This window comes from Mesorhizobium sp. M0060, assembly GCF_040323155.1.
Lineage (GTDB): Bacteria > Pseudomonadota > Alphaproteobacteria > Rhizobiales > Rhizobiaceae > Mesorhizobium.
In genome coordinates, this window is sequence record NZ_JAMYUP010000003.1 from 109,344 (window position 1) to 131,331 (window position 21,988).

Consider the following 21,988-nt stretch of genomic DNA (forward strand, 5'->3'; position numbering starts at 1 on the left):
CATGGTTTCATGACGGGCGGATGAAGGTCGGGCCTCCCTCCCGTCAAGCCGGGACCTTGATCACCGCCCGCAGGCCGCCGAGCGGGCTGCGTTCCAGGACGATGTCGCCGCCATGGCTGCGGGCAATGTCACGTGCGATGGAAAGGCCAAGGCCGGTGCCGCTGGCGTCGAGGTTGCGGGCCTCGTCCAACCGCACGAAAGGCTTGAACACCTCCTCCCGCTTTTCGGGCGGAATGCCCGGACCATCATCGTCGATGGTGACGAGCAGTGAGCCACGGCCATGATTGGCGTTGATCTCCACCGTCTTGGCGTAGCGGAATGCATTGCCGACGACGTTGGACAGCAGCCGGGCAAAGGCATTCGGGCGAACATGCACATGCGGATCGCCGGCAAGCACGGTCGACAGCTTGCGCTTGCGCAGCGCGGCTTCCTCCCGAAGCTTGTCGAAGAAGGCCTCGAGATCGAACCGACCGGCGTCTTCCGATGCTTCGCCGCGTGCAAAGGCAAGATAGCCTTCCAGCATCGACTGCATGTCGTCGATGTCCTGGTCGAGTGCCTGGGTGTCGGCCGCCTTGGTCCCGGCCAGCGCCAATTGCAGCTTGAAGCGGGTGAGGATGGTCCTCAGATCGTGGCTGACGCCGCTCAGCATGGCGGTGCGCTGCTCGAGCTGGCGTTCGATGCGTTCGCGCATCTGGATGAAGGCAAAGCCGGCGCGGCGGACTTCCTCGGCGCCGCGCGGGCGAAAATCGCGCGGCATCGGCCGGCCTTTGCCGAAGCTCTCGGCCGCCTCGGCCAGCGTCAGAATCGGCCGGATCTGGTTGCGCAGGAAGGGAATGGCGATCATCAGCAGCACCAACGAGGTGCCGACCATCCAGATCAGGAAAATATGGGTGTTCGACGCATAGGCCTGGCTGCGGCGCACAAAGACCCGCAGCACCTTGTTTTCGAGCTGGACGCGGACCTCGACGATATTGGAATTGCCGACCGTATCGATCCAGAATGGACGGTTGATCTGGCGGGTGATCTCGGACGAAAGGATCTCGTCGAGGATCGAGAAGAACGGCTTTGGCCCGGGTGGCGGCAGCGGGTCGGGCGGCAAGAGGTCGACCTTCAGCTGCATGCGATCCTGGGCGATACGGATGACGTTGGCGTAGTCGGCGTCGTGCGGATAGGTCTCTATCAGGTCGATGATCGCGGCGATGTCGCGCACCGTGGCCTGCGACAGGCGCTGCGTCACGGTCTGCCAATGGCGTTCCATGAAGACAAAGGCGACGACCGACTGCAGCATGATCATCGGCGCGATGACGATGATCAGCGAGCGAGCATAGAGCCGCTTCGGCATGTAAAGCGAAACCAGGCGCCAGAATCGGTTCCAGGCGCGCGGCACGGCCTTCAGCGCCCGCGTCGTGCGAGCGCTGAAGCCGCCATCTCCCGGCCGTTCGAGTTGCGTGGTCGCCATTCGTCTCTTTGCTCACCCGCGGCCCGCCAAATGACCGCTGTCGGCGGCATTCTATTCCACGCTGAGCCGATACCCAATACCGCGCACGGTCTGCAGCCAGACCGGATTGGATGGATCGCGTTCGATCTTGCGGCGCAGCCGGTTGATCTGGACGTCGATCGTGCGCTCGCCTACCTCGGACTCGTCGCCGACAAGCTCATGTCTCGGTATCGTCTCGCCGGCACGCGCAGCGAAGATCGCCAGGATCTCCTGCTCGCGGTCCGTCAGCTTGAGCGCCTCGCCGCCGCGCTTCAGCTCACGCCTGGCAATCTGGAAGGTATAGGGGCCGAAGACCAGCTGTTCGACCTTGGGCGTCGTCACGGGGCCGCCGCGGCGCAGGATATTGTTGATGCGCAGGATCAGCTCGCGCGGGTCGAACGGTTTTGGCAGATAGTCGTCGGCGCCGGCCTCGAGCCCGGTGATCCGGCTGTCGGTTTCGGATAGCGCGGTGAGCATCAGGATTGGGACGTTTTTCTCCGCCCGCAGCGCCTTGGTGAGGTCGACGCCGCTTTCACCCGGCATCATGACGTCGAGCACGATCAGATCGAAATCGAGGCCGGCGAGCTTGCGCCGCGCCTCGCCGGAATTTCCGGCGACGGTGACGCGAAAACCGTTTTCGGTCAGATATTGTTTCAGAAGATTGCGGATACGGGTGTCGTCATCGACCACCAGCAGATGCGGCGCATCGTCTTCCGGCGCTGTCGGATGATCAACCCTCTCAATGGTCTCCATGGCTTTTCCCTGACATCTTTGCGGGCACAATGTCGATCTGCGCCCTTAGTTCCGGATTGACCATCGCTTCCAGGAACCGTTCGATAACGGCGCGTTCGGTGGCTCCGGAATCTTCCAATGCAGCATGGATGCGGCGCGACTGTGGCCGCGCCAGCGCCAGCGCCAGGGCACGGCCCTTGGCGGTCGGGTAGAGTTCGCGCTGACGGCGGTCGCGCGGGCCCTGCAATTGCACGATATGGTCGGTGTCGATCAATTGCTTGAGCACGCGCGCCAGGCTCTGCTTGGTGATCTTGAGCACGTCGAGGAGTTCGGCGACCGTCAGGCCGGGCCTGCGATTGACGAAATGCAGCACCCGGTGATGGGCACGGCCAAAACCATAGTCGGCCAGGATCTGGTCCGGATCGGAGGTAAAGTCGCGATAGGCGAAGAAGAACAACTCGATGATGGCGAAATCGATGCCGTCCTCGTCGGTGATCGCCGTCCTGATCGGCTCTGCGGCTGCGTGGCTCGTCATCTTTTCTCCGTGTGAAGCAGGAAATTATGTCAGCACTATTGACGTATTTTCCGCGCGATGGTAATTTTTGGCAAGCTTTTCGGCGGATTGCGAACGAAAAGGCAAGCGAACCCCTTTTTTCCGGAACTTCCTGAGTTTGCCAGACCTTAAATATCCGCCTACGCTTTGAGACAATGGCCGCCCGGAGCGGCCGAGACGAAACACGTAACGACACAATGATGTGCGGGCTGCCGCCCGCGGGAGGTTACCATGGCATCCGTTCCCTTCGACCAACTGGACGGCTTTATCTGGATGAACGGCCAATTCGTCAAATGGGTCGACGCCAAGATCCACGTCTTGACCCACGGACTGCACTACGCCAGCGCGGTATTCGAGGGCGAGCGCGCCTATGGCGGCGAGATTTTCAAGCTGACCGACCACACGGAGCGCCTGCATGAATCGGCGCGCCTGCTTGGCTTCAAGATACCCTATTCGGTCGCCGAGATCGACGACGCCTGCCGCACGCTGTTGAAGAAGCAAGGTCTCCAGGACGCCTATGTCCGGCCGATCGCGTGGCGCGGCAGCGAACAGATGGGCGTTTCGGCGCAGAACAGCCGGATCAACTGCGCCATCGCCATCTGGCAGTGGCCGAGCTATTTCGACCCGGCGCAGAAGCTGAAGGGCATCCGCCTCGACATGGCCGAATGGCGCCGCCCCGATCCGCGCACCGCACCGTCGAAATCGAAGGCGGCCGGCCTCTACATGATCTGCACCATGTCCAAGCATGCCGCCGAGGCCAAGGGCTATGCCGACGCCATGATGCTCGACTGGCGTGGCCAGGTGGCGGAAGCGACAGGCGCCAACATCTTCTTCGTAAAAGACGGCAGGATCCACACGCCCAAACCCGATTGCTTCCTCGACGGCATCACCCGCCGCACGGTCATCGGCCTTGCCATGGACCGCGGTTTGGAGGTGATCGAGCGCGCCATCATGCCGGAAGAGCTTGAAGGCTTCCAGCAGTGCTTCCTCACCGGGACGGCGGCCGAGGTGACGCCGGTTTCGGAGATCGGTCCGTACCGATTCGAGGTCGGTGAGATCGCCAAGACGCTGATGAATGACTATTCTGCGGCCGTTCAGCCCAAGCATGCGATCGCCGCAGAATAACGAAAGTCACAGCTTTTTTAACTAGTAGGGGCGGTTTTCAGGCCGCCCCTTTTATTTAAGCACTTCTGCATTTGACTTTCATGCAATTCGGCGTCTCATGATGGCGTCGGCCCGGGAGGCTGGCAGCTATGGAGGGACTGGAAATATGGACATGAACACGCTTCTTCCGATCATTATTCAGGTGATTACGGGTGTCATCGGTGGTCAGGCGGTGGGCGCGGCGCTCAAAACGGCGGCGATAGGTCAGCTTCCCAAAATCCTGGGCGGCGCCGTTGGCGGTGTCGGCGGTGCGGCTATTCTCAACAGTCTGCTGGGTGGTGGCGCGGTCGATCCGTCAGCAGCCGCTACGGCGGCAGGGGCCGGCAGCGCGTTGAATATTCCAAACATCATTGGCGGTGCCGGTGGCGGCGCTATCTTGACCGGCATCATCGGTGCGGTCATGAACGCGATGAAGAAATAAGTTTCGACGTTTCAGGTTTTCCAAATGGGCGGCTTCGGCCGCCCATTTCTTTTGTGCCGTTTTGATTTTTGTCGTTTGTCTTCTGCCGTTTGTGAGGGTGGTGGACGCCGTTCGCGTGTGTCTCTACATCAGGCCTGATGCAAGGTTAGAGCATTCCTGGTGCGTCCGAGGGGACGCACAGCGCTCCGACAGAGTGAAAGGACAAATATGGGCAAGCTCAACGCCAGCATCGTGCCGGTCACGCCGTTCCAGCAGAACTGCACCATCCTCTTCGACATGGACGACAAGAGCGGCGTCGTCGTCGATCCGGGCGGCGACATCGACAAGGTGCTGGCGGCGCTCAAGGACAATGCGATCACTGCCGAGGCGATCTGGATCACGCATGGCCATATCGACCATGCCGGCGGCGCCATGGAGCTGAAGGAGGCACTCGGCATCGAGATCATCGGCCCGCATGCCGCCGACCGGCCGCTGCTCGCCAATCTTGAGGCCCAGGCGAAGCGCTACGGCATCACCGATCCCGTGCGCAACTGTGTCCCCGACCGGTTTCTTGCCGAAGGCGAGACCGTTTCGTTTGGCTCACATGTGTTTGAGGTGTTCCATTGTCCGGGCCACGCGCCCGGCCACGTCGTCTACTATAATCGGGCCGCGAAGTTCGCCCATGTCGGCGACGTGCTGTTCCGCGGCTCGGTCGGCCGCACCGACCTGCCGGGCGGCGACCACGCCGCGCTGATCGCCTCGATCAAGGAGAAGCTTTTGCCGTTGGGCGACGACATCGGCTTCATCTGCGGCCATGGTCCCGGCGGCCGCTTTGGCGACGAGCGGCGGAGCAATCCGTTCCTGCTCTGAAACCGCTTGCCGGAAACAAAAAAACGCGGCCTGTGCGACCGCGCTTTTCCAGACGGGAAACTGTCTCAGTTAATTGGCGGTGCAGAAATGCTGTTCCCCGTCATAGCCGGTGAACGTGCCGGTGCGGGCGTTGAAGGTTCGGTAGCGGTCCGAGCAGTATTCGTACCAGCCACGGGTCCACGGCTCCGCATAGCTTTCGGCATAGGCCACTCGCGGTTGCATGTAGTAACGGCGGACCGGGGCAGGCCGGTAGTATTCATCATCATAGGCCGGGTCGTAATAGCGGGGCTGCGGGCTGGCGAGCGCACCGCCGATGAGGGCACCGGCCGCAAGCCCGAGGACGCCGGCCGCAACGGCGTCGCCGTTGCCGTGGTGACGGCGGTGATGGCGCCATTCGTCGGCACTGGCCGCAGGCAAGGTCGCAAGCGTGGTCGCAACGACCGCGGCGGACAGGATGGCAGTCTTGAAAATCCGGTTCATGTCGGTCTCCTTCGTGCCGGCCCGGGTCGTTTCGGGGGGATGCGGTCCGGCTTTAGCGAAGATTAATATGGGACCGTGGCTGAACGGGGGCTGAACGAAAGTTGACTGGCGGTTCGACGCGTGCGGCGAAAACCGCAGGCCAAACGGCCTGCGTCCATTCTGTCCAGGACTGGTTCAGCCGATCGACAGGTTGACGGCTTTCGGACCCTTGCCGCGCTTGTCCGGCTCGGTGTCGAATGTCACTTTCTGCCCATCCTCAAGACCGGAAAGACCCGACGCCTGCACGGCCGAAATATGGACGAAGACATCCTTTGCCCCGTCGTCCGGCGTGATGAAGCCGAAGCCCTTGGCATGATTGAAGAATTTGACGGTGCCGGTCTGCGGCATGGGAAGCTCCTTTGATCCCACAAGTCCAGTCTCGGGCCGGCAAATGCCCGGACGGAAATTTGTCCTTTATTTTAGTGCTATCGGCAAGAGAAAGTTTTGCGGGCGCCTGCAAGCATCCCAGAACACAAAAGGCGCGACGAAAACCGCCGCGCCTTTATAAAATTCAAATTCACTCCAAAGCCTTGCAGCATCCTCACACCCCGGAAGGACGCGCGGCACGCCGTGGATCAGGCGGCGCGGAGATTGACCGCTTTCGGACCCTTGCCCATACGGTCGGGCTCGACATCGAAGGTGACCTTCTGACCGTCGACGAGCGTGCGCAGCCCGGAAGCCTCGATCGCCGAGATGTGGACGAACACATCCTTGGCGCCGCCATCGGGCGTGATGAAGCCGAAGCCTTTGGTAGCGTTGAAGAATTTAACGGTGCCGGTCTGGGCCATTGGGGAAACTCCTTCACCCGTGTCAGTCTTGGTGGTTCCGCCCGCCGCCTGGCGCCGTGGGCAAGTCCCGGTGGTTGCTTCGGCAGTCATGCATTGGCGCATGGTAAAACCCCCCGCCGAAAACGGGGCTGTCAGAGATTCACAGTATCGGGGAAAGGTCGTCCAAAACGTTCCGCTCTCCGGGTCGCAAATGCCCGAACACAAAATTTATCGCACGGAAACGTGATGCTTGCAAGATAGAGCCGCGGGCCGCCCAAATGGGCACATCCCGACGCATCGCACCGATAGTTCCGGTTCTTCGCGCGGTCATCGGCCAGAAGCCACCCAGGCATGGTCCAGCAAGCGAGGCCTGTGCCGTTTTTGGGTTTGCGCCGGCAGGCCGCCCTGGTTTGCATGCCGCCAGGCTGCAAACGGGGTTGCATTCGGCAGCAGAATGGCGAGATTGACGAAGATCGGCCGACGCAGGCGCGATTTATGCGGGGGCGGGAGTTTCGAGGGAGGAAATATTCATGCGGTTTCTTGCGGCAATCTTCTCGCGGCAGGGTTTTTCCATCTTGTTCCTGTCGGCAATTCTTGCGGCCTGCACCGTCGTGGTCGATGAGGGGCCGGGGCCGCGCCCGCCAAGGCCGGAGCCGCAATTCTGCACCAAGCAATATGACCCGGTCTGCGCCCGACGCGGCGGCGACCGCCAGACCTTCGCCAATGCCTGCCTTGCTGAACGGGCCGGATACCGCATCATCCGTGAAGGGGAGTGCCGTGGCGGTGGTGGCGGCGGCGAGGAGCAGACATTCTGCACCCGCGAATACCGCCCGGTCTGTGCCCGTCGCCATGGCGAACTGCGCACATTCCCCAATGAATGCGAGGCCCGCGCGGCGGATTATCGCGTCGTCGATGACGGGCCGTGCTAGCGCACCGGCCTCACAGTTCGGCCGGATAGGCACCATCGGCGGGGCCGGCGTAGAGCTCGGCGCCGTCCTCGTTGGAGATGCGCAGGCGATCGGGGATCTGCGGCATCATCAGCGTGTGAAGCAGCGTGGCGGCGCCTTGCAGGGCGGCGCGCAGGTTCGGCGCCTCCAGCGACACTCGATCGAGTGTCGCTTCGTCGGCATCGCGCGAGCGGTAGAACTCGATTATGAAGTTCAAGCACGCCTCCAGCAGATTGTCGTGCGATCGAACCCTAGCCCTTGGACTTGGGTTTCATACCGGTCTCCGCCTGCTTGACCGCTGAGCCGAAGGGCGAGGCCGGCTTTGCAGCCACCTTGTCCTTCTTGGGCTTGCGTGTCTCGCGGTTGCTGCGCTGTTGACCCTTGGCCATTTCTGATCCCTCGTGCGTGGGTGGTAATGTGGATGTTGCTATCGGTCAGCCGGCCGGGTTGTCGACCGGTTCGAGATTGTCTTCCGTGGTGACCCGCTCATACGTCTCCTGCTCGCTACGAATGCGATATTGCGGCGAGCCGTCCTTGACCGGCAGCCGGCTCTTGATCTGGAACAGCTCTGCGGTCTTTTGGGCAAGGCCGATGCGGCTCTTCATGCGGACGGTCTGGCCGACGGTGAAGATATGCGCCGGCGTGTCCGTGCGCCGCGCACTCTGCTGGAAGCGGATCATGTGACATTCTCCTGGTCGTGCCGAAGCGCTGCTTCGAGTTCGGCGTGGTCGACGGCGACAAGCTGGCTGGTCGGGCTTTTCACCGTCCTTGCCGGCAGATGGATGAAAGTGGCGACGCGGCGCCAGGCAAGCCACGACATGCCGTCGATCAGTTCCTCGTCGTGGTCGATGTCATAGTCGCCGGCCGGCTGCACGCCATCCAGCCCGCCAAGCACGAAAGGTGCCGCGAAATGCGCGATGGAATGAGTGGTGCGGGCAGACATTCTTGTGCCTTGAAGTTCTTTCCGGCCTGGCCCCGAAAACGGGGCCTGGATTGCGGTACCGGGTGTCGGCGATCTGGAATGAGTTTGGCGGGCCGAGAACCCCTGACGCCGCGAGGGGCCAAGTATGGCCCAAAAACGGTTCCATACCAATAGTCTGAAAATGCGGCGTATTCAAGAAGATTCCGGCTTCTTGCCCCTACCAGCGTAAAATTACTCTTCTATGGTTATTTGCGAAACGATGATACGATCCCCCCGGGGCACCAAAAATTGTTTGAAGAAGTTCCGGAAGAATTCCTCCGGCATTTGTGTTTATTTAGGTATGAAGGGAATAGAGTCATGAATTCCGCAAGAACACCGGATGTCCCGACAGTTGTTGTCAATCCTGTCGTCAAGCCGACAAAGGTCATGTCGCCGCGCCTCACGATAAGAAGCGACGAGGCGGCAAGGCGAAGGATTGCCGACACAGACGGCACGGCGCGGCGGGCGCGCCAGCTTGCCGAAAGCAACCGCCTGATTTGACGCGCGGCGATGACACTGAATTTCCCCAATCCCAGCCGCTCCTATGACGCGGCGGCTAAGCGCATTCGTTTCGTGGGCCATGACGGCATGGCCGAAGTCCCGTTCTTCGTCGAGGTTGCGGCACTTTCGGCTGCAAGCCCGGCTGCAAGCGGAACCGAAGCCGAATATCTCAGCGCTTTCGATGCGCAGCGTTCGTCGATCCACGATGCTGCGCGCAAGGCCTACTCGTATGGCCGCAAGACCGTGTATGTGCTGACGCCGGCCGACTTCCGCTAGGCCGCCGGTCCGGGGGATTCGCTTCGTAGCGACCGCCGCCTGCTCTTGCACGCGCCGCAGCGATGGCCTAGATCGCGGCAGGCAGACAACACGGCAGGTTTCCCATCAACAGAAATCCAAGACAACCGGCAGGCGCACGTTACGGCTCAGGCGGGCAGCCGCCCCTGGGGCTCGACCAGTACGTGCAGCAGGCGCTGCAGCTGCACCAGGCAGGACGCCGGCAGGAAGCCGAGACGCTTTACCGGCAGGTGCTGGCGCAAAAGGCAAACCATGCCGCGGCGGCGCATTTTCTCGGGCTTTTGCTGCACCAGACCGGGCGCAGCGCCGAGGGGCTGGCGCTGATCGAACAATCGGTGCGTCTGCAGCCGAACAATCCGGATTTCCTCAACAATCTAGGCACCGTGCTGCGCGACCTCGGCCGGGGCGCGGCCGCCGCCGATCTCTTCCGCAAAGTGGTGGCAATTCGGCCGGACCAGCTGGCGGCGCGCGACAATCTCGGCTCGGCGCTGAAGCAGCTCGGCCAGTTCGAAGGCGCCGAGGATATTTATCGCGGCACGATTGGCCGCAACCCGTTCCATGTCCGCGCCCGCATCGGGCTTGCCGAAACGCTGCAGGAGGCGGGCCGGCTGGATGACGCGCTCGCCGCCTTCCGCGAGGCGCTGACGATACGGCCGAAGGATGCCGATCTTTTGCACGGCCTAGGCGTCGGGCTGATGGAGAAGGGCAGTCTCGACGAGGCTGCGGATCTTTTCAGGCAGGCGCTGGCGGTGGATCCCGGCTTGGCCAGGGCCTGGCTGATGCTCACCCAGGTCAAGCGCCAGAAGGAGCGCGACGCCGAGCTTGCCCGCATGGAGGCGGAGCACGCCAAGGCGCCGCAAGGCAGCCTGGCGCGCATGCAGCTTTCCTTCGGCCTCGGCAAGGCCAATGACGACCTCAGGGATTATGGCCGCGCTTTCGACTATTTCGCCGAAGGCAACGCGATCCGCCGCCAGGGCATCGACTACGACGCCGGCAAGACGCGCGGCGAGTTCGAGGCGATGAAGGCGGTGTTCGACAGGGCCTTTTTTGAAAAGCACCGGCCGAGCGGGATCGCCGACGACACGCCGATCTTCGTTGTCGGCATGCCGCGTTCCGGCACCACGCTGGTCGAGCAGATCATCGCCAGCCATCCGCAGGTCTATGGCGCCGGCGAGCTCAGCATATTGAAGACGGCGGTCGGCAAGCAGTTTCCGCTCAGCATAAAGGGCGGCTTTCCCTGGGGCATCGCCGACATGCTCGACAAGGCCTATGCCGAGGCCGGCCAAGCCTACCTTGACATGCTACACGCCCGCTATCCGGGTTTCCGGCACGTCACCGACAAGATGCCCGGCAATTTCCTCTTGGTCGGCTTCATCCATTTGATGCTGCCGAAGGCCAAGGTCATCCATTGCGCGCGCGATGCGGCGGCGACCTGCCTGTCGATCTACAAGGTGCACTTCCGCGGCGACAGCCACCGCTACGGCTACGATCTCGACGAACTCGCCGATTTCCACAATCTCTACACCGACATCATGGCGCATTGGCACACCGTGCTGCCGGGCGTCGTGCACGACGTTCACTACGAGGATTTCGTCGCCGACCAGGAAGGCCAGTCGCGGGCGCTGATTGCCCATCTCGGCCTGCCGTGGGACGACGCCGTGCTGTCGTTCCACCAGACCGACCGGCCGGTGCGCACGGCGTCCGCCGCGCAGGTGCGCCAGCCGATGTACCAGGGCTCGGTCGATCTGTGGAAGCGCTATGGCGACCGGCTGAAGCCGCTGCTCGACAGGCTGGCTTAAAGCGCCGCTGCGCCTAAAGCTCCATGAACGGCTGAAAGCCGCCGAAGATCATGCGCTTGCCGTCGAACGGCATCGTCGACCAGTCCGGCTTGAGACGCGGGTCGGCCATCACCTTGGCCATCACCGCGTCGCGGCTCTGCCGAGATTCATAGACGATCCATGAGAACACGACGATCTCGTCGTCCTTGGCCTGCACGGCGCGCGGGAACGAGGTGATCTCGCCATAGGGCACGTCATCGCCGACACATTCGACATAGGCAAGCGCACCGTGCTCCTTCCAGACGGCGCCGGCGGTTCCCGCCAGCTTCTTGTAGGCATCGAGCTTTGCCTTCGGCACGGCGAGTACGAAACCATCGACATAGGACATGGGGGACTCCTCCTGGGAGATTTTTCGAAGAGATGCCTCACCGGCATCGGCCGGTGAGGGCGCCTCGCCATTCGCGAAAGGTCAGGCTTTCTTCACCGGCGCGTTCATCGCCCATTCCACGCCGAAGGGGTCAGTCAGCTGGCCCCAGCGGTCGCCCCAGAACATCACTTGCAGCGGCATGGCGACCTTGCAGCCTGCCTCGACGGCCCGTTTCCACCAGTCGTCGATGTCGTCGCTGCCGAGATGGAGCTGCATTGTGTAGCCCTGCGGCTTCACAGCGGCCATTCCGTGCTCGGGATAGAAATCGGAAAGCATCAGCGTCGAGCCGTTGATGTGGAGATGGATATGCATGGTGCGGCCCTGTTCGTCCGGCGGATAGGCAAAGACCTGCTCGGCACCGAAGGCCTTTTGGTAAAATTCGGCGGCTTTGAAAGCGCCGTCCAGCTGAAGGTAGGGAGTCAATCCGCCAAGAACTTTGGCGGCGGGCTGGGTCTGCGGCTGGTCATTCATGTCGTGCTCCTCTTTGCGTTTGGTTTGCCTTTGCGAACCACAGGACGAATGAGACGGTGACAGTCCTACACGGCCGATGTTTTTTTAAATGCCGAGTGCGGGCTCGAAATGGCGCTTGCCGCGATGGCCAGTTGGTCTCCTTCATCCTGCGATGCGAATCCGCGGGCTGTTTTGCGCGTCGACGACAATCTCCGGCCAGCCGATATCTTTGCGCAATTCCATCGGCAATGAAAGGATGGCGCGTTCGCTGCGATAACGGGCGCGAGCCGCCGAGTAACGGGTCACGGCGTGACCTATGGATGACAGAATAGACATGATGCTTTCTCCTCGATTGGCGCCGGCATCACCGTGTCGGCGTCCCAAGGACGTGGCATGCGATCATCATCCGACAGAGCGCCGGAATTTTTTTCCGCAATCCTTCAACCGCCCGCTTCGGCAATCTCCCGGAAGAATTCCTCCGGGCTGTCGACCTCGGTCAGCCGGCGTTTTTCGATCAGCCAGAAGCGGTTGCCAACCGCGCGGATGACGGAGCGATCGTGCGAGGCGAGCAGGCAGCTCGCCTGATGTTCCAGCAATTCCGCTTCCAGCGCTTCCTGGCCATCGATGTCGAGATGATTGGTCGGCTCGTCGAGCAAATAGAAGTTGGGATTGGCGAGCCTGAGCGCCAGCATCATCAGCCGCGCCTTCTGTCCGCCCGACAGCACGCCGATCCTGCGCTCCTGCATGTCGATGCTGACGCCGGCGCCCGCCAGCAGCGAGCGGGCACGCTGCTCGCCGACGTCGAATCTGCGCGACAGCATGGCCAGCGGCGTATCGTCGCCGCTAATGCCCGACAGCGCCTGGTCGCTATAGCCGAGCACCGTCGACGGCGTCACCTTCAGGCTTTGCGCCGCCGTTTCCGGCTCGACGATGGCGTTCCGGATCAGGCTGATCAGCCGTGATTTGCCGACGCCGTTACGGCCGAGCAGGACGATGCGGTCGCCTTGGCAGATGTGGCGCTTGCCGGTCCTGAACAACAGCGTGCCGTCAGGTGTTTCGACCCCCAAATCGTCGAGCGTGATCAGCACCTTGGCATGGCTGCCGCGATTGGCGAGCTTGATGGCGCCCGCCGATCTCTCGCGGTGTGCCGGCGCTGCCGCGTCTTCCAGGCGCTCTGCTCGCTGATTGAGCTGCTTGGTCTTGACCGTCAAAAGGTCGCTGCCGGAATTGATGCCGATATTGTTGAGCTTGGCGGCCTGCCGGCGCAGCTGCTGCGCCACTTTCATGTCGCGCTGGAATTTGCGCTCGGTCGAGGCGTCGACCTCGTTCAGCACAAGCCTCGCCCGCGAATAGGGCAGCGAAAACACCGGCGATTGTTCGGGGCGAAGGAACAGGGTGCGGTTGGTCGTCGCGTCGAGAAACGCCCGGTCGTGGCTGGCGATCACCACCGGCACCTCGCGCGGCAGCGCGTTCAGCCAGATCTCGAGCTGACTGATCTTGGCGAGATCGAGGTGATTGGTCGGCTCGTCGAGAAGCAGGACGTCGGGGTCGGTGACCCAGACCCGGGCAATCAGCGCCAGCCTTTGCCAGCCGCCGCTCAAGGCCCGCATCGGCCGCTCACGCATCGGCTCGGGCACGTCGAGCGAATCGAGAACGACATCGACGCGCCACAGCTCGCTTTCGGCCTGCTCGGACGGCAAGGCATCTGCCACCACCTCATGAAAGCTGCGCCCGGCCAGCGCTGCCGGGGCGACTTGCTCGACATAGCCGACGCGCAGGCCGCGCGTGCGGGTGATGTCGCCGGTGGTGGCTTCGATCTCGCCGGTCAGGCACTTCAGCAAAGTGGATTTGCCGCGCCCGTTGGCGGCGACGATGCCGAGCCGGTCGCCGGTGCCGAGATCAAGGCTGGAAAAGAGCGGCGCACGCATGGTGACGCCGAGAGACTTGAGGCTGATCAGGGCCATGTCGATTTCTCTGGTCTGGCCGGAGTGAGTTCCGGTTCAATGCACTTTGACGGTGCGCAGGCTGGCCATCAGGCTCGGCGTTGCAGCACCACAAAGGGCGGACCAAAAAATCGAAGCGGGAAGAAAAACCCGGACCGTCTCTGGTCAGCCCTGCAAGCAAGCTCGCAGGGCAGAGACAGGGCCGCGCTGACGGTGGTGAGAAAATAACACGCCCTTTCAAGACGTTCCAGTGTGGGAACTAGGCTACACCAAGGGCAGGGTCGATGGCAAGGGGGCGTGTTCGGCTGGTCGGGCCCGGCTGATTCGACACGACGGTTTTGCGCTCTCTAGACGCCTTTGATCGCCCAAGTTTGACGAATGCGATGATCAGTGTTGCCTAGGGTAGTATCGCCTTCATTGCTGGAACTATCGCCAGCAAAGTAAGCGATCGCGAGTGCCGCCCGCTGGCCTTCGTGTAGCCCGATTTGTTGCATCACGGCAGAAGCTTCGCGCCACGGCAGCGGCTCGTCCTGAATGAGAGCTTGTGCGCAGCGAAGCACTGGTTGTTTTAGTGGATGATCAGGTCCCATCGACCATTCCTCGACAAGTTCAAGCAATCTTTCCTTCGAAACTGCCTTGCCGACCGGTGGGCGGCATAGCTCGTGGAGAACACAAAAGGCTGCGTTGAGCGAGATCGACCACCCCTGCGCGATTATAGCTGAAGCCGAACTTGCGTCCGCATATGGAAAGCGAGCGTCGATCGACGGTTCAAAAGAGACTTCAGTGGAACTGTCTGGAAGTAGCATCATACCATTGTCTCAGGGAAAACGGACGACATTAGACGGACCTCAAGTGGCCACCGCTTGCTCCGAATTCCTTGTTCAGGTCAAGCAGGAAATGCCCGAACACCGTGCTTCTGCCGAGCTCGACAACAATCACGAGAACGGTGTTGAACCGGCCTGTGCCGATCAAAACTTGGTCGAACCGGTTCCGGGCGTCGCGGTAGACATAGTGGACGTCGTTCAAATAAGGCACGCCAAGTTCATCGAGATCCAGCGCATCGACATACTGCCAAATGTCTACGGCAGCGTCCGCCGTGGCGGTGACGTCTGCCATAGGCTGCACAAAGCAAGCCTTGAACTCTTCCTCTTCAAGTCTGCGAACGACCACCATCGTTCATTCTAGGCGCGGGCGCTGAAAGTCCGCAACCGCTACTGATCTCCGAAGCCTTACCGCCCCGGCCGCCCCGTCTTGCCGGGCCGGCGCTTTTCGCGGCGGGCGTCGGCGGGGTCTTCGTAGGAACCGATGCCGGCACGTTCGCGGACAATGGGTTTGGCAGAATCATTGCGATCCTTCGCGCCCCCCTCTGCCCTGCCGGGCATCTCCCCCACACGGGGGGAGATCGGCTGTGGCTTGGCCGGCACCTTTCCTTCAACCGGCTTCTCGGTCCGGCGCACTGTCATCTCGTCGAGCGAGTTTTTCTTGAACAGCGGTTTGGTCGGCTCTCCGGGGATGCCGAAATCGGAGCCGTGCGCTTCTTCGGCCGACTGTTTCTTGAACAGTGAACGCGACACCGCGCCGGCCGGCGTCGGCATGTCGGTGCCCGGCCCCATTGCGTCGAGCGACGGTTTGGCAAAGAGCGGCTTCTTGACCGGTACGGCGCCGTCGGCGCCCATCTCGTCGAGCGCGGGCTTGCGAAAGAGGTTGGGCCGGGCCGCCTCTTCGGCGGCACGTGCCTCGTCGAGTTTGCGGAAACGCTCCTGTTCCTCTGATGTACGATGTTTGGCCACGCCCTTGTTGTGCTTGCCCTTCTCGCGGCCGGAGACGGGGCTTTCCATGTCGGCATATTTGGCCAGCGGATCGTCGGAGATCGACAGTTCCATCTCGCGCAGCCGCTTGATCTCGTCGCGGATGCGGGCCGCCTTTTCGAAGTCGAGGTTGGCGGCGGCGTCGCGCATCTGCTTGTCCATCGCGTCGAGATGGGCTTTCAGATTGTTGCCCATCATCGCGCCGGCGCTGTCGGTGAACTGCGAGATGTCGGCGCGGACATGATCCTTCTCGTAGACCGAGTCCAGGATGTCGGAGATGCGCGACTTGACCGATTCCGGCGTGATGCCGTTGGCTTGGTTCCACTCCATCTGCTTTTCGCGGCGGCGGCTGGTCTCGGCCATCGCTCGTTCCATCGAGCCGGTGATCTGGTCGGCGTAGAGGATGACCTTGCCGTCGACGTTGCGGGCGGCGCGGCCGATGGTCTGGATCAGCGATGTCTCGGAGCGCAGGAAGCCCTCCTTGTCGGCATCGAGGATGGCGACGAAACCGCATTCGGGAATGTCGAGGCCTTCGCGCAACAGGTTGATACCAACGAGCACGTCGAAGGCGCCGAGCCGCAAATCGCGCAGGATCTCGATGCGCTCCAGCGTGTCGATGTCGGAGTGCATGTAGCGCACGCGAATGCCTTGCTCATGCAGATATTCGGTCAGGTCCTCGGCCATGCGCTTGGTCAGCACGGTGACCAGCGTGCGGTAGCCTGCCCTCGTCGTTTCGCGGATCTCGCCGACCACATCGTCGACCTGGCTCTTGGCCGGGCGCACTTCGACCGGCGGGTCGATCAGGCCGGTCGGGCGGATGACCTGCTCAGCGAAAACGCCGCCGGACTGTTCCATCTCCCAGCCGCCGGGCGTTGCGGAAACCGCGACGGAAAGCGGGCGCATGGCGTCCCACTCCTCGAAGCGGAGCGGCCGGTTGTCCATGCAGGACGGCAGGCGGAAACCATACTCGGCCAGCGTCGCTTTGCGGCGAAAGTCGCCGCGATACATGCCGCCGATCTGCGGTATGGTGACGTGGCTTTCGTCGACAAAGACCAACGCATTGTCGGGGATGTATTCGAACAAGGTCGGCGGCGGATCGCCAGGCTGGCGGCCGGTCAGATAACGCGAATAATTCTCGATGCCGGCGCAGGAGCCGGTCGCTTCCAGCATCTCCAGGTCGAAGCGGGTGCGCTGTTCAAGCCTCTGCGCTTCGAGCAGGCGGCCGGCCCGTTCAAGTTCGACCAGCCGGTGCTTGAGCTCGTCCTTGATCGACTTGATGGCCTGGTTCAAGGTCGGGCGCGGCGTCACATAGTGCGAATTGGCGTAGATCTTGACGCTCTTCAGCTCGCCGGTCTTCTGTCCGGTCAGCGGATCGAATTCGGTGATCGCCTCGATCTCGTCGCCGAATAGCGAGATGCGCCAGGCGCGGTCTTCAAGGTGGGCCGGGAAGATCTCGATCGTGTCGCCGCGCACCCGGAACGAGCCGCGGACGAAGTTGATGTCCTGGCGCTTATATTGCTGGGCGACGAGGTCGGCGAGCAGCGCGCGCTGGTCGAGCCGGTCGCCGATCTGCATCTGGAAGGTCATCGCGGTATAGGTCTCGACCGAGCCGATACCGTAGATGCAGGAGACCGAGGCGACGATGATGACGTCGTCGCGCTCGAGCAGCGAACGCGTCGCCGAGTGGCGCATGCGGTCGATCTGCTCGTTGATCGAGGATTCCTTCTCGATATAGGTGTCGGTCCGGGGCACATAGGCCTCCGGCTGGTAATAGTCGTAGTAGCTGACGAAATACTCGACGGCGTTTTCCGGGAAGAATTTCTTGAACTCGGAATAGAGCTGCGCGGCAAGCGTCTTGTTGGGCGCCAGGATCAGAGCGGGGCGCTGCGTCTCCTCGATCACCTTGGCCATGGTGAAGGTCTTGCCGGAGCCGGTGACGCCGAGCAGAACCTGGGTGCGGTCGTTGCTGTTGACGCCCTCGACGAGATCCTTGATCGCCGTAGGCTGGTCGCCGGCCGGCTCGAAATCCGAAACCATCTTGATGGCGATGCCGCCTTCGGATTTCTCCGGCCGGGCAGGGCGGTGCGGCGTCCACAGCACCCCGTCCTTGTGCAGCGGATTGCCGGATTCGATCAGCGCCGACAGCGCCGCGACGGTGGCGGTGACGCCGCCCGAGGCCATCGTCTCGGCCTCTTCCAGTGAGACGTCGAGGCCGGCGACAGGATTGAGACCGGCCGCAGTGCGCTCCCGCGCCGAGGCCGCCCCGCCCATCGAGGTACCGCGTGCCGTACGGCCGGGGGAAGAGGAGCGCTCGGGGATTTTCTTCGCCGGCTTCGGCGATTTGCCGCCGTCTTTGCCGGAAAGGCGCCCTTCCTTCTCGGCTTCCTGCTCGATCTGCTCGGCCCAGTCGGCGATCGAGCCGGTCAGCGGCGCGCCGGTGAACTCGGCCTGCGGCGCTTCGGCAAAGCCGCCCTTGTGCAGCGGCTCCGAGGCATCGAGGAAATCGGTCAGCGGGCTGCGCCGCTTGGGGGGCGAAGCGCGATCGTCATTCGCCGGCGGCGGCGTTTTCTTGTCGGAGAGTCTGGCCATGGCCCCGAATATGGGAGGTATCGGCCAAAATGGAAAGAGCGGAGTGGTGAGGGGCGCGAGGCGCAATTTGGCTGCTGACAGCAGGGTGTCAGGAGGCGCGTCCAAATATGCCCCTCAATTAAACCACAGCGCAAATGTCAGAAACCCGGCGCCGCCGAACTGACGCTGGATCTGGTTGAACTCCTCGCTGGTGAGAATCTTCCCGCGTTCGAGATAGGGCGCGATGGCTGGACCGGTGATCGACAGCACCAGGTCGAAGGGCTTTGGCTCATCAAAGAAGCGCTTCATGTTGATGCCTTTGTCGGCGATGCGGAAATGCGGCAGCAAGGTGCGGCCCTCCAGAAGATCCTCGGCCATAGCCAGGGCGCCGAGCCAGGCCTGCACCTGCTGCTCACCGACTTCGAGGCCGGTGAGTGGGCTGGCGCCTTTCTGCTGCGGCCCGGGAAGCCATTCGCGGTCATTGTCGGTTTCGGTGCGAATGGCTTTCCAGTCCTCGCGCGACAGCCGGATCATTTCCATGAGATGGCGGCGTGCCGCTTGCCGGCGCTCTGGCTCGACCACTTGCCAGTTGATCAGATGGACCAGCGAAATGAAATCGGCGAGGCGCCATTCGGACGACAGAATGCCGCCATTCATGCCGCCGTCCAGCGGCACGAGCGTGTCCTGCAGCGGCAGTTTTGCGCGCGGAAACAGCATGTGGAACGAGCCGTCGAACGTGTTGCTGAAATCATGTGCCAGCCAGAAATCGGCCTGCGCCATCAGGAACTCGGCATAGCCCTGCAGCCAATAGCCGTCGGCGCGGTCGAAGCGGAAGGTGAGGGCGGGTGCGGCCGCGTCTGGCGCACCGCCGCCGCGTGACAGCGACGCCATGATCGCCGCAGCGCTTTCGTCCGGCGCAATCGTGCCGTCCTCGTTGAGGTCGATGCCGAGACGGGTGAGGTCGATGACCATGCCGATCTCCGCGTCGGCGGGCACGGAGCCGAGCGTGGCGGCGGATTTCTCCAACCGGTCGCGGAAGGCGACGAGAATGGCGCGGAATTGTTCGTAGGTTAGCGGCTCGGGATTGGCATTGTCCGGCACCGGCAGCCGCATCAGCGGCAGCATGAACGATTGCGGGCTGTCGAAACCGTGGCGGTGCAGACCGCTGGCCAGGATCTCCAACGCGGTGAAGAATTCGCCGGCGCCGGCGGCATAGGCCGATGCCGGATCGCCGGGCGCTGCGGCTTCCAGCGCGGCAAGGGCGCTGTCGCGTTCGGCCACGGTTTTTGCCTCGAACAGGGCCGCCGGTTCGGGAGCCGCGGCGCTGGCCGAAGACAGCGGCAGGAAAAGAACGATGGCGCCTGCCATCAGCCTCGAAAAACGCGTCATCTTGGTCGCCCCTCTTTGTCGCTCCGCACGAACCATACACCCATTTGGTTCACGGTGCCTGTTACCTTCGGACAGGCCGGTCATCATTTCATTTGTATTTCATCTGTGCTGAGAGTCGACGCTTCAACCGATCCGGCAGACGGTCTACACAGGGCAAACCATTGGGCGTCGCGTGTCGAATTATCCGCTTTCCTACAAACTGTCATGGCTGCCGCGCTTCCTCCGGCCTTCGCTCGACGGCGACGACCGCGGCTTCGCGCCGGCGGCAGCGACCCTGCTCGAGCCGATGCCGGCACGGGTGGTGCGGCTGGCTTTCGTCGGCGATATCTCGGCAGTCGCCAATCGCGATACGCCGGAATGCGATCCGGCGATTGCGGCACTGCTCGCCTCGGCCGATCTCGTGGTCGGCAATTGCGAAAGTCCGGTGGTGGAACGGCCAAGTGCTGTCTTGGGCACCAGGCTTGGCACGCGCCATGCGATGAGCGAGCGGTTTCTTGCCGAGGCGCTGGCAGCCGCCGGTATCTCGCGCGAAAAACTGGTGCTGTCGCTGGCCAACAACCATGTGCTCGACCAGGGCATTGCGGGCTTCGACGAGACGGTCGCCGCGGTGGCGCGGCTCGGCATCCGCACGATCGGTGCTGGGGCTCCAGTCGAGCGGTTTGCGGTCGGAGCGCTGACAATAGGCTTTGCCGCCTTCACCCTTTGGCGCAATGCCGACGCGGCTCAGTTCGGGGGCCGTGTCTCGATGGCAAGCAATCCGGCGCAATGGCCGCGCGACGCCGCTGAGGGTGTCGACCTCTTATGCGTGGTACCGCACTGGGATTGGGAATTCCGACATTTTCCGCGTGCGAAAACGCGCACACTGGCGCGGCTTCTGGCCGAACATGGCGTCGGCCTGGTCGCCGGACATCATGCCCATGTCGTGCAGCCGATCGAGCGGATCGGCAAGACGCTCGTCGCCTATGGACTCGGCGATTTCTTCGGCACTGCCTTGGCGCGCCAGCCCTGGCCCGGCCGCATCGGCGCCATTTTCGTCGTCGATATCAGCGCCGATCCCAGCACCCGCGGGGCCATCGCCGCCTACCGGCTGCATGCCTTCATGCGGCTGCGCGCCGGCGACCATGAGCGGCTGGTGCCGGTTGAAGCGCTGGCGGGAAAATCGAGGCAAAAGGCTCAGGCCCGCCTCGATGCGATCCTCGGTGCCGCGCGTTGATGGCTGCGCTGACGCAGCCCGCAAAACCGGCTATCATGCCCCACACGGGCAGGCTTGTGACGGCGGGTTGGCGATGGAAACTGCGGATTTCATGCCGAGCGAAGCGGTGATCGCCGGCATCAAGAAGGACATCGAGGCCTATGAGGCCGAAAGGGCTTCGGCCCATCGTCAGACGGGCTGGCGGGTGCCGCTGTTCATCGGGCTGGTGCTGGTGTTCGTCGCGTTTGTGGCCTGGCTCTTCAACGGGGTTGCCGACCCCAACGAGCAGTGGTTCTCGACCCCACATGTGTTCCTCTATATCGGCGGATTCCTGGCTGCGATCCTGCTCTATTTCCAAGCGATCAAGCCGGCGAGCAAATTGCAGCAGTCGTTTCGCAGCACGCTGTTGCCGATCATCTTCGGCTTCATCGAGGACATGCAGTACCGGCACAACGTCAAGCCGAATTCGTTCGACCGGCTGCCGCGCGAGACGGTTGGTCCGTTCAACCGACAGTCTTTCGACGATGTTTTCTCCGGCCGCTACGAAGAGTTTCCGTTCGAGCTTTACGAAGCAGATCTCCGGGAAGGGACGGGCAAGAGCACGACGGCAGTGTTCAAGGGCGTCATCGTCGCCTTCGAGACGATCGTGCCGTTCCCCGGCACATTGGTGGCCGCGCGCCGGACCAACAGGGCCGTCGGCTTCTTCCGCGGCATTTTCGGCAGCAAGATGCAGGAGCTGTCCTGCGGCGTGCCGGAGCTCGATGCCGCCTACGAGTTCCGCACCGACAATATCGAGGCGGCGCGGCCGCTGGTGACCGGCCGGCTGGCGCAGGCACTGCAATGGCTCGGCGAAACCCGGCCGAACGATCCGGCACGCGTTGCGCTCAACGGCAGCGACGGTTTCCTGCTGTTGCCGCAGGAAAGGAATTTTTTCGAGTTGCCGGACATCTCCACGCGCCTCGACTACACCAAGCATGTCGCGCCGATGATCGCCGACATGGGCGCGATCCTGGCGACCGCGGCGCTGGTGCGCAAGATCGGTGTGAAGGACTAGGCGGTGGAATAGCCGGAAGGCATCGTTTTTCCGCGTTAGCGCCGCCCCTCATTGCCCTGCCGGGCATTTCTCCCCGTATAGTGACGGGGAGAAAGGGGCTTTCATCAACGCTTTCGCCAGTTTTCGACGTCGCAAGATGAGCGCGAAGGTTGCAGTTACTCCCTTCTCCCCGTCACTATACGGGGAGAAGGTGC

At 62.7% G+C, this 21,988-nt stretch carries 27 protein-coding genes; 9 read left to right on the forward strand and 18 right to left on the reverse strand.

Annotated features, from left to right (window positions below):
* Positions 1-43: 43 nt before the first annotated feature.
* The 3 genes from NKJ94_RS04500 to NKJ94_RS04510 are packed head-to-tail and all read right to left on the reverse strand — an operon-like array spanning position 44 to position 2,744.
* Entirely contained in the window at positions 44-1,459 is a 1,416-nt protein-coding gene (locus NKJ94_RS04500; RefSeq protein ID WP_352523186.1) for an ATP-binding protein, read from the reverse strand.
* 51 nt (positions 1,460-1,510) lie between these two features.
* Complete coding sequence (locus NKJ94_RS04505) at positions 1,511-2,230, reverse strand: response regulator (RefSeq protein ID WP_352523187.1); 720 nt, start codon at positions 2,228-2,230, stop codon at positions 1,511-1,513.
* Entirely contained in the window at positions 2,217-2,744 is a 528-nt protein-coding gene (locus tag NKJ94_RS04510; protein ID WP_023719182.1) for a MarR family winged helix-turn-helix transcriptional regulator, read from the reverse strand. The genes NKJ94_RS04505 and NKJ94_RS04510 overlap by 14 nt, the downstream gene beginning before the upstream one ends.
* Positions 2,745-2,993: 249 nt before the next feature.
* On the opposite strand from NKJ94_RS04510, the gene NKJ94_RS04515 reads away from it, so the two are divergent.
* The 3 genes from NKJ94_RS04515 (at position 2,994) to NKJ94_RS04525 (ending at position 5,196) form a co-directional block, all read left to right on the forward strand.
* A complete protein-coding gene (locus NKJ94_RS04515) occupies positions 2,994-3,887 on the forward strand; it encodes a branched-chain amino acid aminotransferase (RefSeq protein ID WP_352523188.1) in 894 nt (297 codons plus the stop codon).
* 145 nt (positions 3,888-4,032) lie between these two features.
* Entirely contained in the window at positions 4,033-4,347 is a 315-nt protein-coding gene (locus tag NKJ94_RS04520) for a hypothetical protein (protein ID WP_352523189.1), read from the forward strand.
* Between the two features lie 207 nt (positions 4,348-4,554).
* On the forward strand, positions 4,555-5,196 hold the full coding sequence (locus tag NKJ94_RS04525) for an MBL fold metallo-hydrolase (RefSeq protein ID WP_352523191.1): 642 nt from the start codon (positions 4,555-4,557) through the stop codon (positions 5,194-5,196).
* A gap of 69 nt (positions 5,197-5,265) precedes the next feature.
* Here NKJ94_RS04525 and NKJ94_RS04530 read toward each other — a convergent pair whose 3' ends face one another.
* The 3 genes from NKJ94_RS04530 to NKJ94_RS04540 all read right to left on the reverse strand — a co-directional run bounded on the left by NKJ94_RS04530 (position 5,266) and on the right by NKJ94_RS04540 (position 6,503).
* Positions 5,266-5,676, reverse strand: coding sequence for a BA14K family protein (locus NKJ94_RS04530; protein WP_352523193.1), 411 nt, complete (start codon positions 5,674-5,676; stop codon positions 5,266-5,268).
* Positions 5,677-5,850: 174 nt separating this feature from the next.
* The gene (locus NKJ94_RS04535) at positions 5,851-6,063 is read right to left on the reverse strand and encodes a cold-shock protein (RefSeq protein ID WP_292418807.1); all 213 of its coding nucleotides are present in this window, start codon (positions 6,061-6,063) and stop codon (positions 5,851-5,853) included.
* A 227-nt stretch (positions 6,064-6,290) separates the two neighbouring features.
* Complete coding sequence (locus NKJ94_RS04540; RefSeq protein WP_006202520.1) at positions 6,291-6,503, reverse strand: cold-shock protein; 213 nt, start codon at positions 6,501-6,503, stop codon at positions 6,291-6,293.
* 509 nt (positions 6,504-7,012) lie between these two features.
* Here NKJ94_RS04540 and NKJ94_RS04545 point away from each other — a divergent pair.
* Positions 7,013-7,411 carry a Kazal-type serine protease inhibitor family protein gene (locus NKJ94_RS04545; protein ID WP_352523195.1) on the forward strand — a complete coding sequence of 133 codons (399 nt, stop codon included), beginning with the start codon at positions 7,013-7,015 and terminating at the stop codon, positions 7,409-7,411.
* 10 nt (positions 7,412-7,421) lie between these two features.
* On the opposite strand, the gene NKJ94_RS04550 is transcribed toward NKJ94_RS04545, so the two are convergent.
* From NKJ94_RS04550 to NKJ94_RS04565, 4 genes are read right to left on the reverse strand one after another with little or no spacing between them, the layout of a single operon-like run.
* Positions 7,422-7,646 carry a hypothetical protein gene (locus tag NKJ94_RS04550; RefSeq protein WP_352523196.1) on the reverse strand — a complete coding sequence of 75 codons (225 nt, stop codon included), beginning with the start codon at positions 7,644-7,646 and terminating at the stop codon, positions 7,422-7,424.
* Positions 7,647-7,680: 34 nt separating this feature from the next.
* A complete protein-coding gene (locus NKJ94_RS04555) occupies positions 7,681-7,818 on the reverse strand; it encodes a hypothetical protein (RefSeq protein WP_352523197.1) in 138 nt (45 codons plus the stop codon).
* Positions 7,819-7,863: 45 nt separating this feature from the next.
* Entirely contained in the window at positions 7,864-8,109 is a 246-nt protein-coding gene (locus NKJ94_RS04560; RefSeq protein WP_352523199.1) for a hypothetical protein, read from the reverse strand.
* Complete coding sequence (locus tag NKJ94_RS04565) at positions 8,106-8,372, reverse strand: hypothetical protein (RefSeq protein WP_352523201.1); 267 nt, start codon at positions 8,370-8,372, stop codon at positions 8,106-8,108. Before NKJ94_RS04565 ends, NKJ94_RS04560 begins: the two co-directional genes overlap by 4 nt.
* Positions 8,373-8,708: 336 nt before the next feature.
* Between NKJ94_RS04565 and NKJ94_RS04570 the strand changes: the two genes are divergently transcribed.
* The 3 genes from NKJ94_RS04570 to NKJ94_RS04580 all read left to right on the forward strand — a co-directional run bounded on the left by NKJ94_RS04570 (position 8,709) and on the right by NKJ94_RS04580 (position 10,984).
* Positions 8,709-8,891: a hypothetical protein gene (locus tag NKJ94_RS04570; RefSeq protein WP_352523202.1), complete on the forward strand. Its 183-nt coding sequence runs from the start codon at positions 8,709-8,711 to the stop codon at positions 8,889-8,891.
* Positions 8,892-8,900: 9 nt separating this feature from the next.
* A complete protein-coding gene (locus NKJ94_RS04575) occupies positions 8,901-9,167 on the forward strand; it encodes a DUF1488 family protein (protein WP_352523204.1) in 267 nt (88 codons plus the stop codon).
* Between the two features lie 182 nt (positions 9,168-9,349).
* Entirely contained in the window at positions 9,350-10,984 is a 1,635-nt protein-coding gene (locus NKJ94_RS04580) for a tetratricopeptide repeat-containing sulfotransferase family protein (protein ID WP_352523206.1), read from the forward strand.
* 13 nt (positions 10,985-10,997) lie between these two features.
* Here the strand turns inward: NKJ94_RS04580 and NKJ94_RS04585 are convergent, their stop codons facing one another.
* From NKJ94_RS04585 to NKJ94_RS04620, 8 genes are all read right to left on the reverse strand, one after another.
* Complete coding sequence (locus NKJ94_RS04585; protein WP_352523207.1) at positions 10,998-11,351, reverse strand: DUF1428 domain-containing protein; 354 nt, start codon at positions 11,349-11,351, stop codon at positions 10,998-11,000.
* An 81-nt stretch (positions 11,352-11,432) separates the two neighbouring features.
* The gene (locus NKJ94_RS04590) at positions 11,433-11,861 is read right to left on the reverse strand and encodes a VOC family protein (RefSeq protein ID WP_352523208.1); all 429 of its coding nucleotides are present in this window, start codon (positions 11,859-11,861) and stop codon (positions 11,433-11,435) included.
* Positions 11,862-12,002: 141 nt separating this feature from the next.
* Entirely contained in the window at positions 12,003-12,176 is a 174-nt protein-coding gene (locus NKJ94_RS04595; protein WP_352523209.1) for a hypothetical protein, read from the reverse strand.
* Positions 12,177-12,280: 104 nt separating this feature from the next.
* Positions 12,281-13,804: an ABC-F family ATP-binding cassette domain-containing protein gene (locus NKJ94_RS04600; RefSeq protein WP_352523210.1), complete on the reverse strand. Its 1,524-nt coding sequence runs from the start codon at positions 13,802-13,804 to the stop codon at positions 12,281-12,283.
* Positions 13,805-14,130: 326 nt separating this feature from the next.
* A complete protein-coding gene (locus NKJ94_RS04605) occupies positions 14,131-14,592 on the reverse strand; it encodes a hypothetical protein (RefSeq protein ID WP_352523212.1) in 462 nt (153 codons plus the stop codon).
* Positions 14,593-14,620: 28 nt separating this feature from the next.
* A complete protein-coding gene (locus NKJ94_RS04610) occupies positions 14,621-14,956 on the reverse strand; it encodes a hypothetical protein (protein ID WP_352523213.1) in 336 nt (111 codons plus the stop codon).
* Positions 14,957-15,012: 56 nt separating this feature from the next.
* A complete protein-coding gene (gene uvrB, locus NKJ94_RS04615; protein WP_352523214.1) occupies positions 15,013-18,180 on the reverse strand; it encodes an excinuclease ABC subunit UvrB in 3,168 nt (1,055 codons plus the stop codon).
* 114 nt (positions 18,181-18,294) lie between these two features.
* The gene (locus NKJ94_RS04620; RefSeq protein WP_352523216.1) at positions 18,295-19,548 is read right to left on the reverse strand and encodes a hypothetical protein; all 1,254 of its coding nucleotides are present in this window, start codon (positions 19,546-19,548) and stop codon (positions 18,295-18,297) included.
* A 172-nt stretch (positions 19,549-19,720) separates the two neighbouring features.
* Here NKJ94_RS04620 and NKJ94_RS04625 point away from each other — a divergent pair, with 172 nt between their 5' ends.
* Positions 19,721-20,761, forward strand: coding sequence for a CapA family protein (locus NKJ94_RS04625; protein WP_352523217.1), 1,041 nt, complete (start codon positions 19,721-19,723; stop codon positions 20,759-20,761).
* A gap of 73 nt (positions 20,762-20,834) precedes the next feature.
* Complete coding sequence (locus NKJ94_RS04630) at positions 20,835-21,794, forward strand: hypothetical protein (protein WP_352523219.1); 960 nt, start codon at positions 20,835-20,837, stop codon at positions 21,792-21,794.
* Positions 21,795-21,988 lie beyond the last annotated feature (194 nt).

Excerpts from the sequence above, each read along its gene's own strand:
- NKJ94_RS04500 (WP_352523186.1), bottom strand. The coding sequence starts at position 1,459 with ATGGCGACCACGCAACTCGAACGGCCGGGAGATGGCGGCTTCAGCGCT.
- NKJ94_RS04505 (WP_352523187.1), bottom strand. The coding sequence starts at position 2,230 with ATGGAGACCATTGAGAGGGTTGATCATCCGACAGCGCCGGAAGACGAT.
- NKJ94_RS04510 (WP_023719182.1), bottom strand. The coding sequence starts at position 2,744 with ATGACGAGCCACGCAGCCGCAGAGCCGATCAGGACGGCGATCACCGAC.
- NKJ94_RS04515 (WP_352523188.1), top strand. The coding sequence starts at position 2,994 with ATGGCATCCGTTCCCTTCGACCAACTGGACGGCTTTATCTGGATGAAC.
- NKJ94_RS04520 (WP_352523189.1), top strand. The coding sequence starts at position 4,033 with ATGGACATGAACACGCTTCTTCCGATCATTATTCAGGTGATTACGGGT.
- NKJ94_RS04525 (WP_352523191.1), top strand. The coding sequence starts at position 4,555 with ATGGGCAAGCTCAACGCCAGCATCGTGCCGGTCACGCCGTTCCAGCAG.
- NKJ94_RS04530 (WP_352523193.1), bottom strand. The coding sequence starts at position 5,676 with ATGAACCGGATTTTCAAGACTGCCATCCTGTCCGCCGCGGTCGTTGCG.
- NKJ94_RS04535 (WP_292418807.1), bottom strand. The coding sequence starts at position 6,063 with ATGCCGCAGACCGGCACCGTCAAATTCTTCAATCATGCCAAGGGCTTC.
- NKJ94_RS04540 (WP_006202520.1), bottom strand. The coding sequence starts at position 6,503 with ATGGCCCAGACCGGCACCGTTAAATTCTTCAACGCTACCAAAGGCTTC.
- NKJ94_RS04545 (WP_352523195.1), top strand. The coding sequence starts at position 7,013 with ATGCGGTTTCTTGCGGCAATCTTCTCGCGGCAGGGTTTTTCCATCTTG.
- NKJ94_RS04555 (WP_352523197.1), bottom strand. The coding sequence starts at position 7,818 with ATGGCCAAGGGTCAACAGCGCAGCAACCGCGAGACACGCAAGCCCAAG.
- NKJ94_RS04560 (WP_352523199.1), bottom strand. The coding sequence starts at position 8,109 with ATGATCCGCTTCCAGCAGAGTGCGCGGCGCACGGACACGCCGGCGCAT.
- NKJ94_RS04565 (WP_352523201.1), bottom strand. The coding sequence starts at position 8,372 with ATGTCTGCCCGCACCACTCATTCCATCGCGCATTTCGCGGCACCTTTC.
- NKJ94_RS04570 (WP_352523202.1), top strand. The coding sequence starts at position 8,709 with ATGAATTCCGCAAGAACACCGGATGTCCCGACAGTTGTTGTCAATCCT.
- NKJ94_RS04575 (WP_352523204.1), top strand. The coding sequence starts at position 8,901 with ATGACACTGAATTTCCCCAATCCCAGCCGCTCCTATGACGCGGCGGCT.
- NKJ94_RS04585 (WP_352523207.1), bottom strand. The coding sequence starts at position 11,351 with ATGTCCTATGTCGATGGTTTCGTACTCGCCGTGCCGAAGGCAAAGCTC.
- NKJ94_RS04590 (WP_352523208.1), bottom strand. The coding sequence starts at position 11,861 with ATGAATGACCAGCCGCAGACCCAGCCCGCCGCCAAAGTTCTTGGCGGA.
- NKJ94_RS04595 (WP_352523209.1), bottom strand. The coding sequence starts at position 12,176 with ATGTCTATTCTGTCATCCATAGGTCACGCCGTGACCCGTTACTCGGCG.
- NKJ94_RS04600 (WP_352523210.1), bottom strand. The coding sequence starts at position 13,804 with ATGGCCCTGATCAGCCTCAAGTCTCTCGGCGTCACCATGCGTGCGCCG.
- NKJ94_RS04605 (WP_352523212.1), bottom strand. The coding sequence starts at position 14,592 with ATGATGCTACTTCCAGACAGTTCCACTGAAGTCTCTTTTGAACCGTCG.
- NKJ94_RS04610 (WP_352523213.1), bottom strand. The coding sequence starts at position 14,956 with ATGGTGGTCGTTCGCAGACTTGAAGAGGAAGAGTTCAAGGCTTGCTTT.
- uvrB (WP_352523214.1), bottom strand. The coding sequence starts at position 18,180 with ATGGCCAGACTCTCCGACAAGAAAACGCCGCCGCCGGCGAATGACGAT.
- NKJ94_RS04620 (WP_352523216.1), bottom strand. The coding sequence starts at position 19,548 with ATGACGCGTTTTTCGAGGCTGATGGCAGGCGCCATCGTTCTTTTCCTG.
- NKJ94_RS04630 (WP_352523219.1), top strand. The coding sequence starts at position 20,835 with ATGGAAACTGCGGATTTCATGCCGAGCGAAGCGGTGATCGCCGGCATC.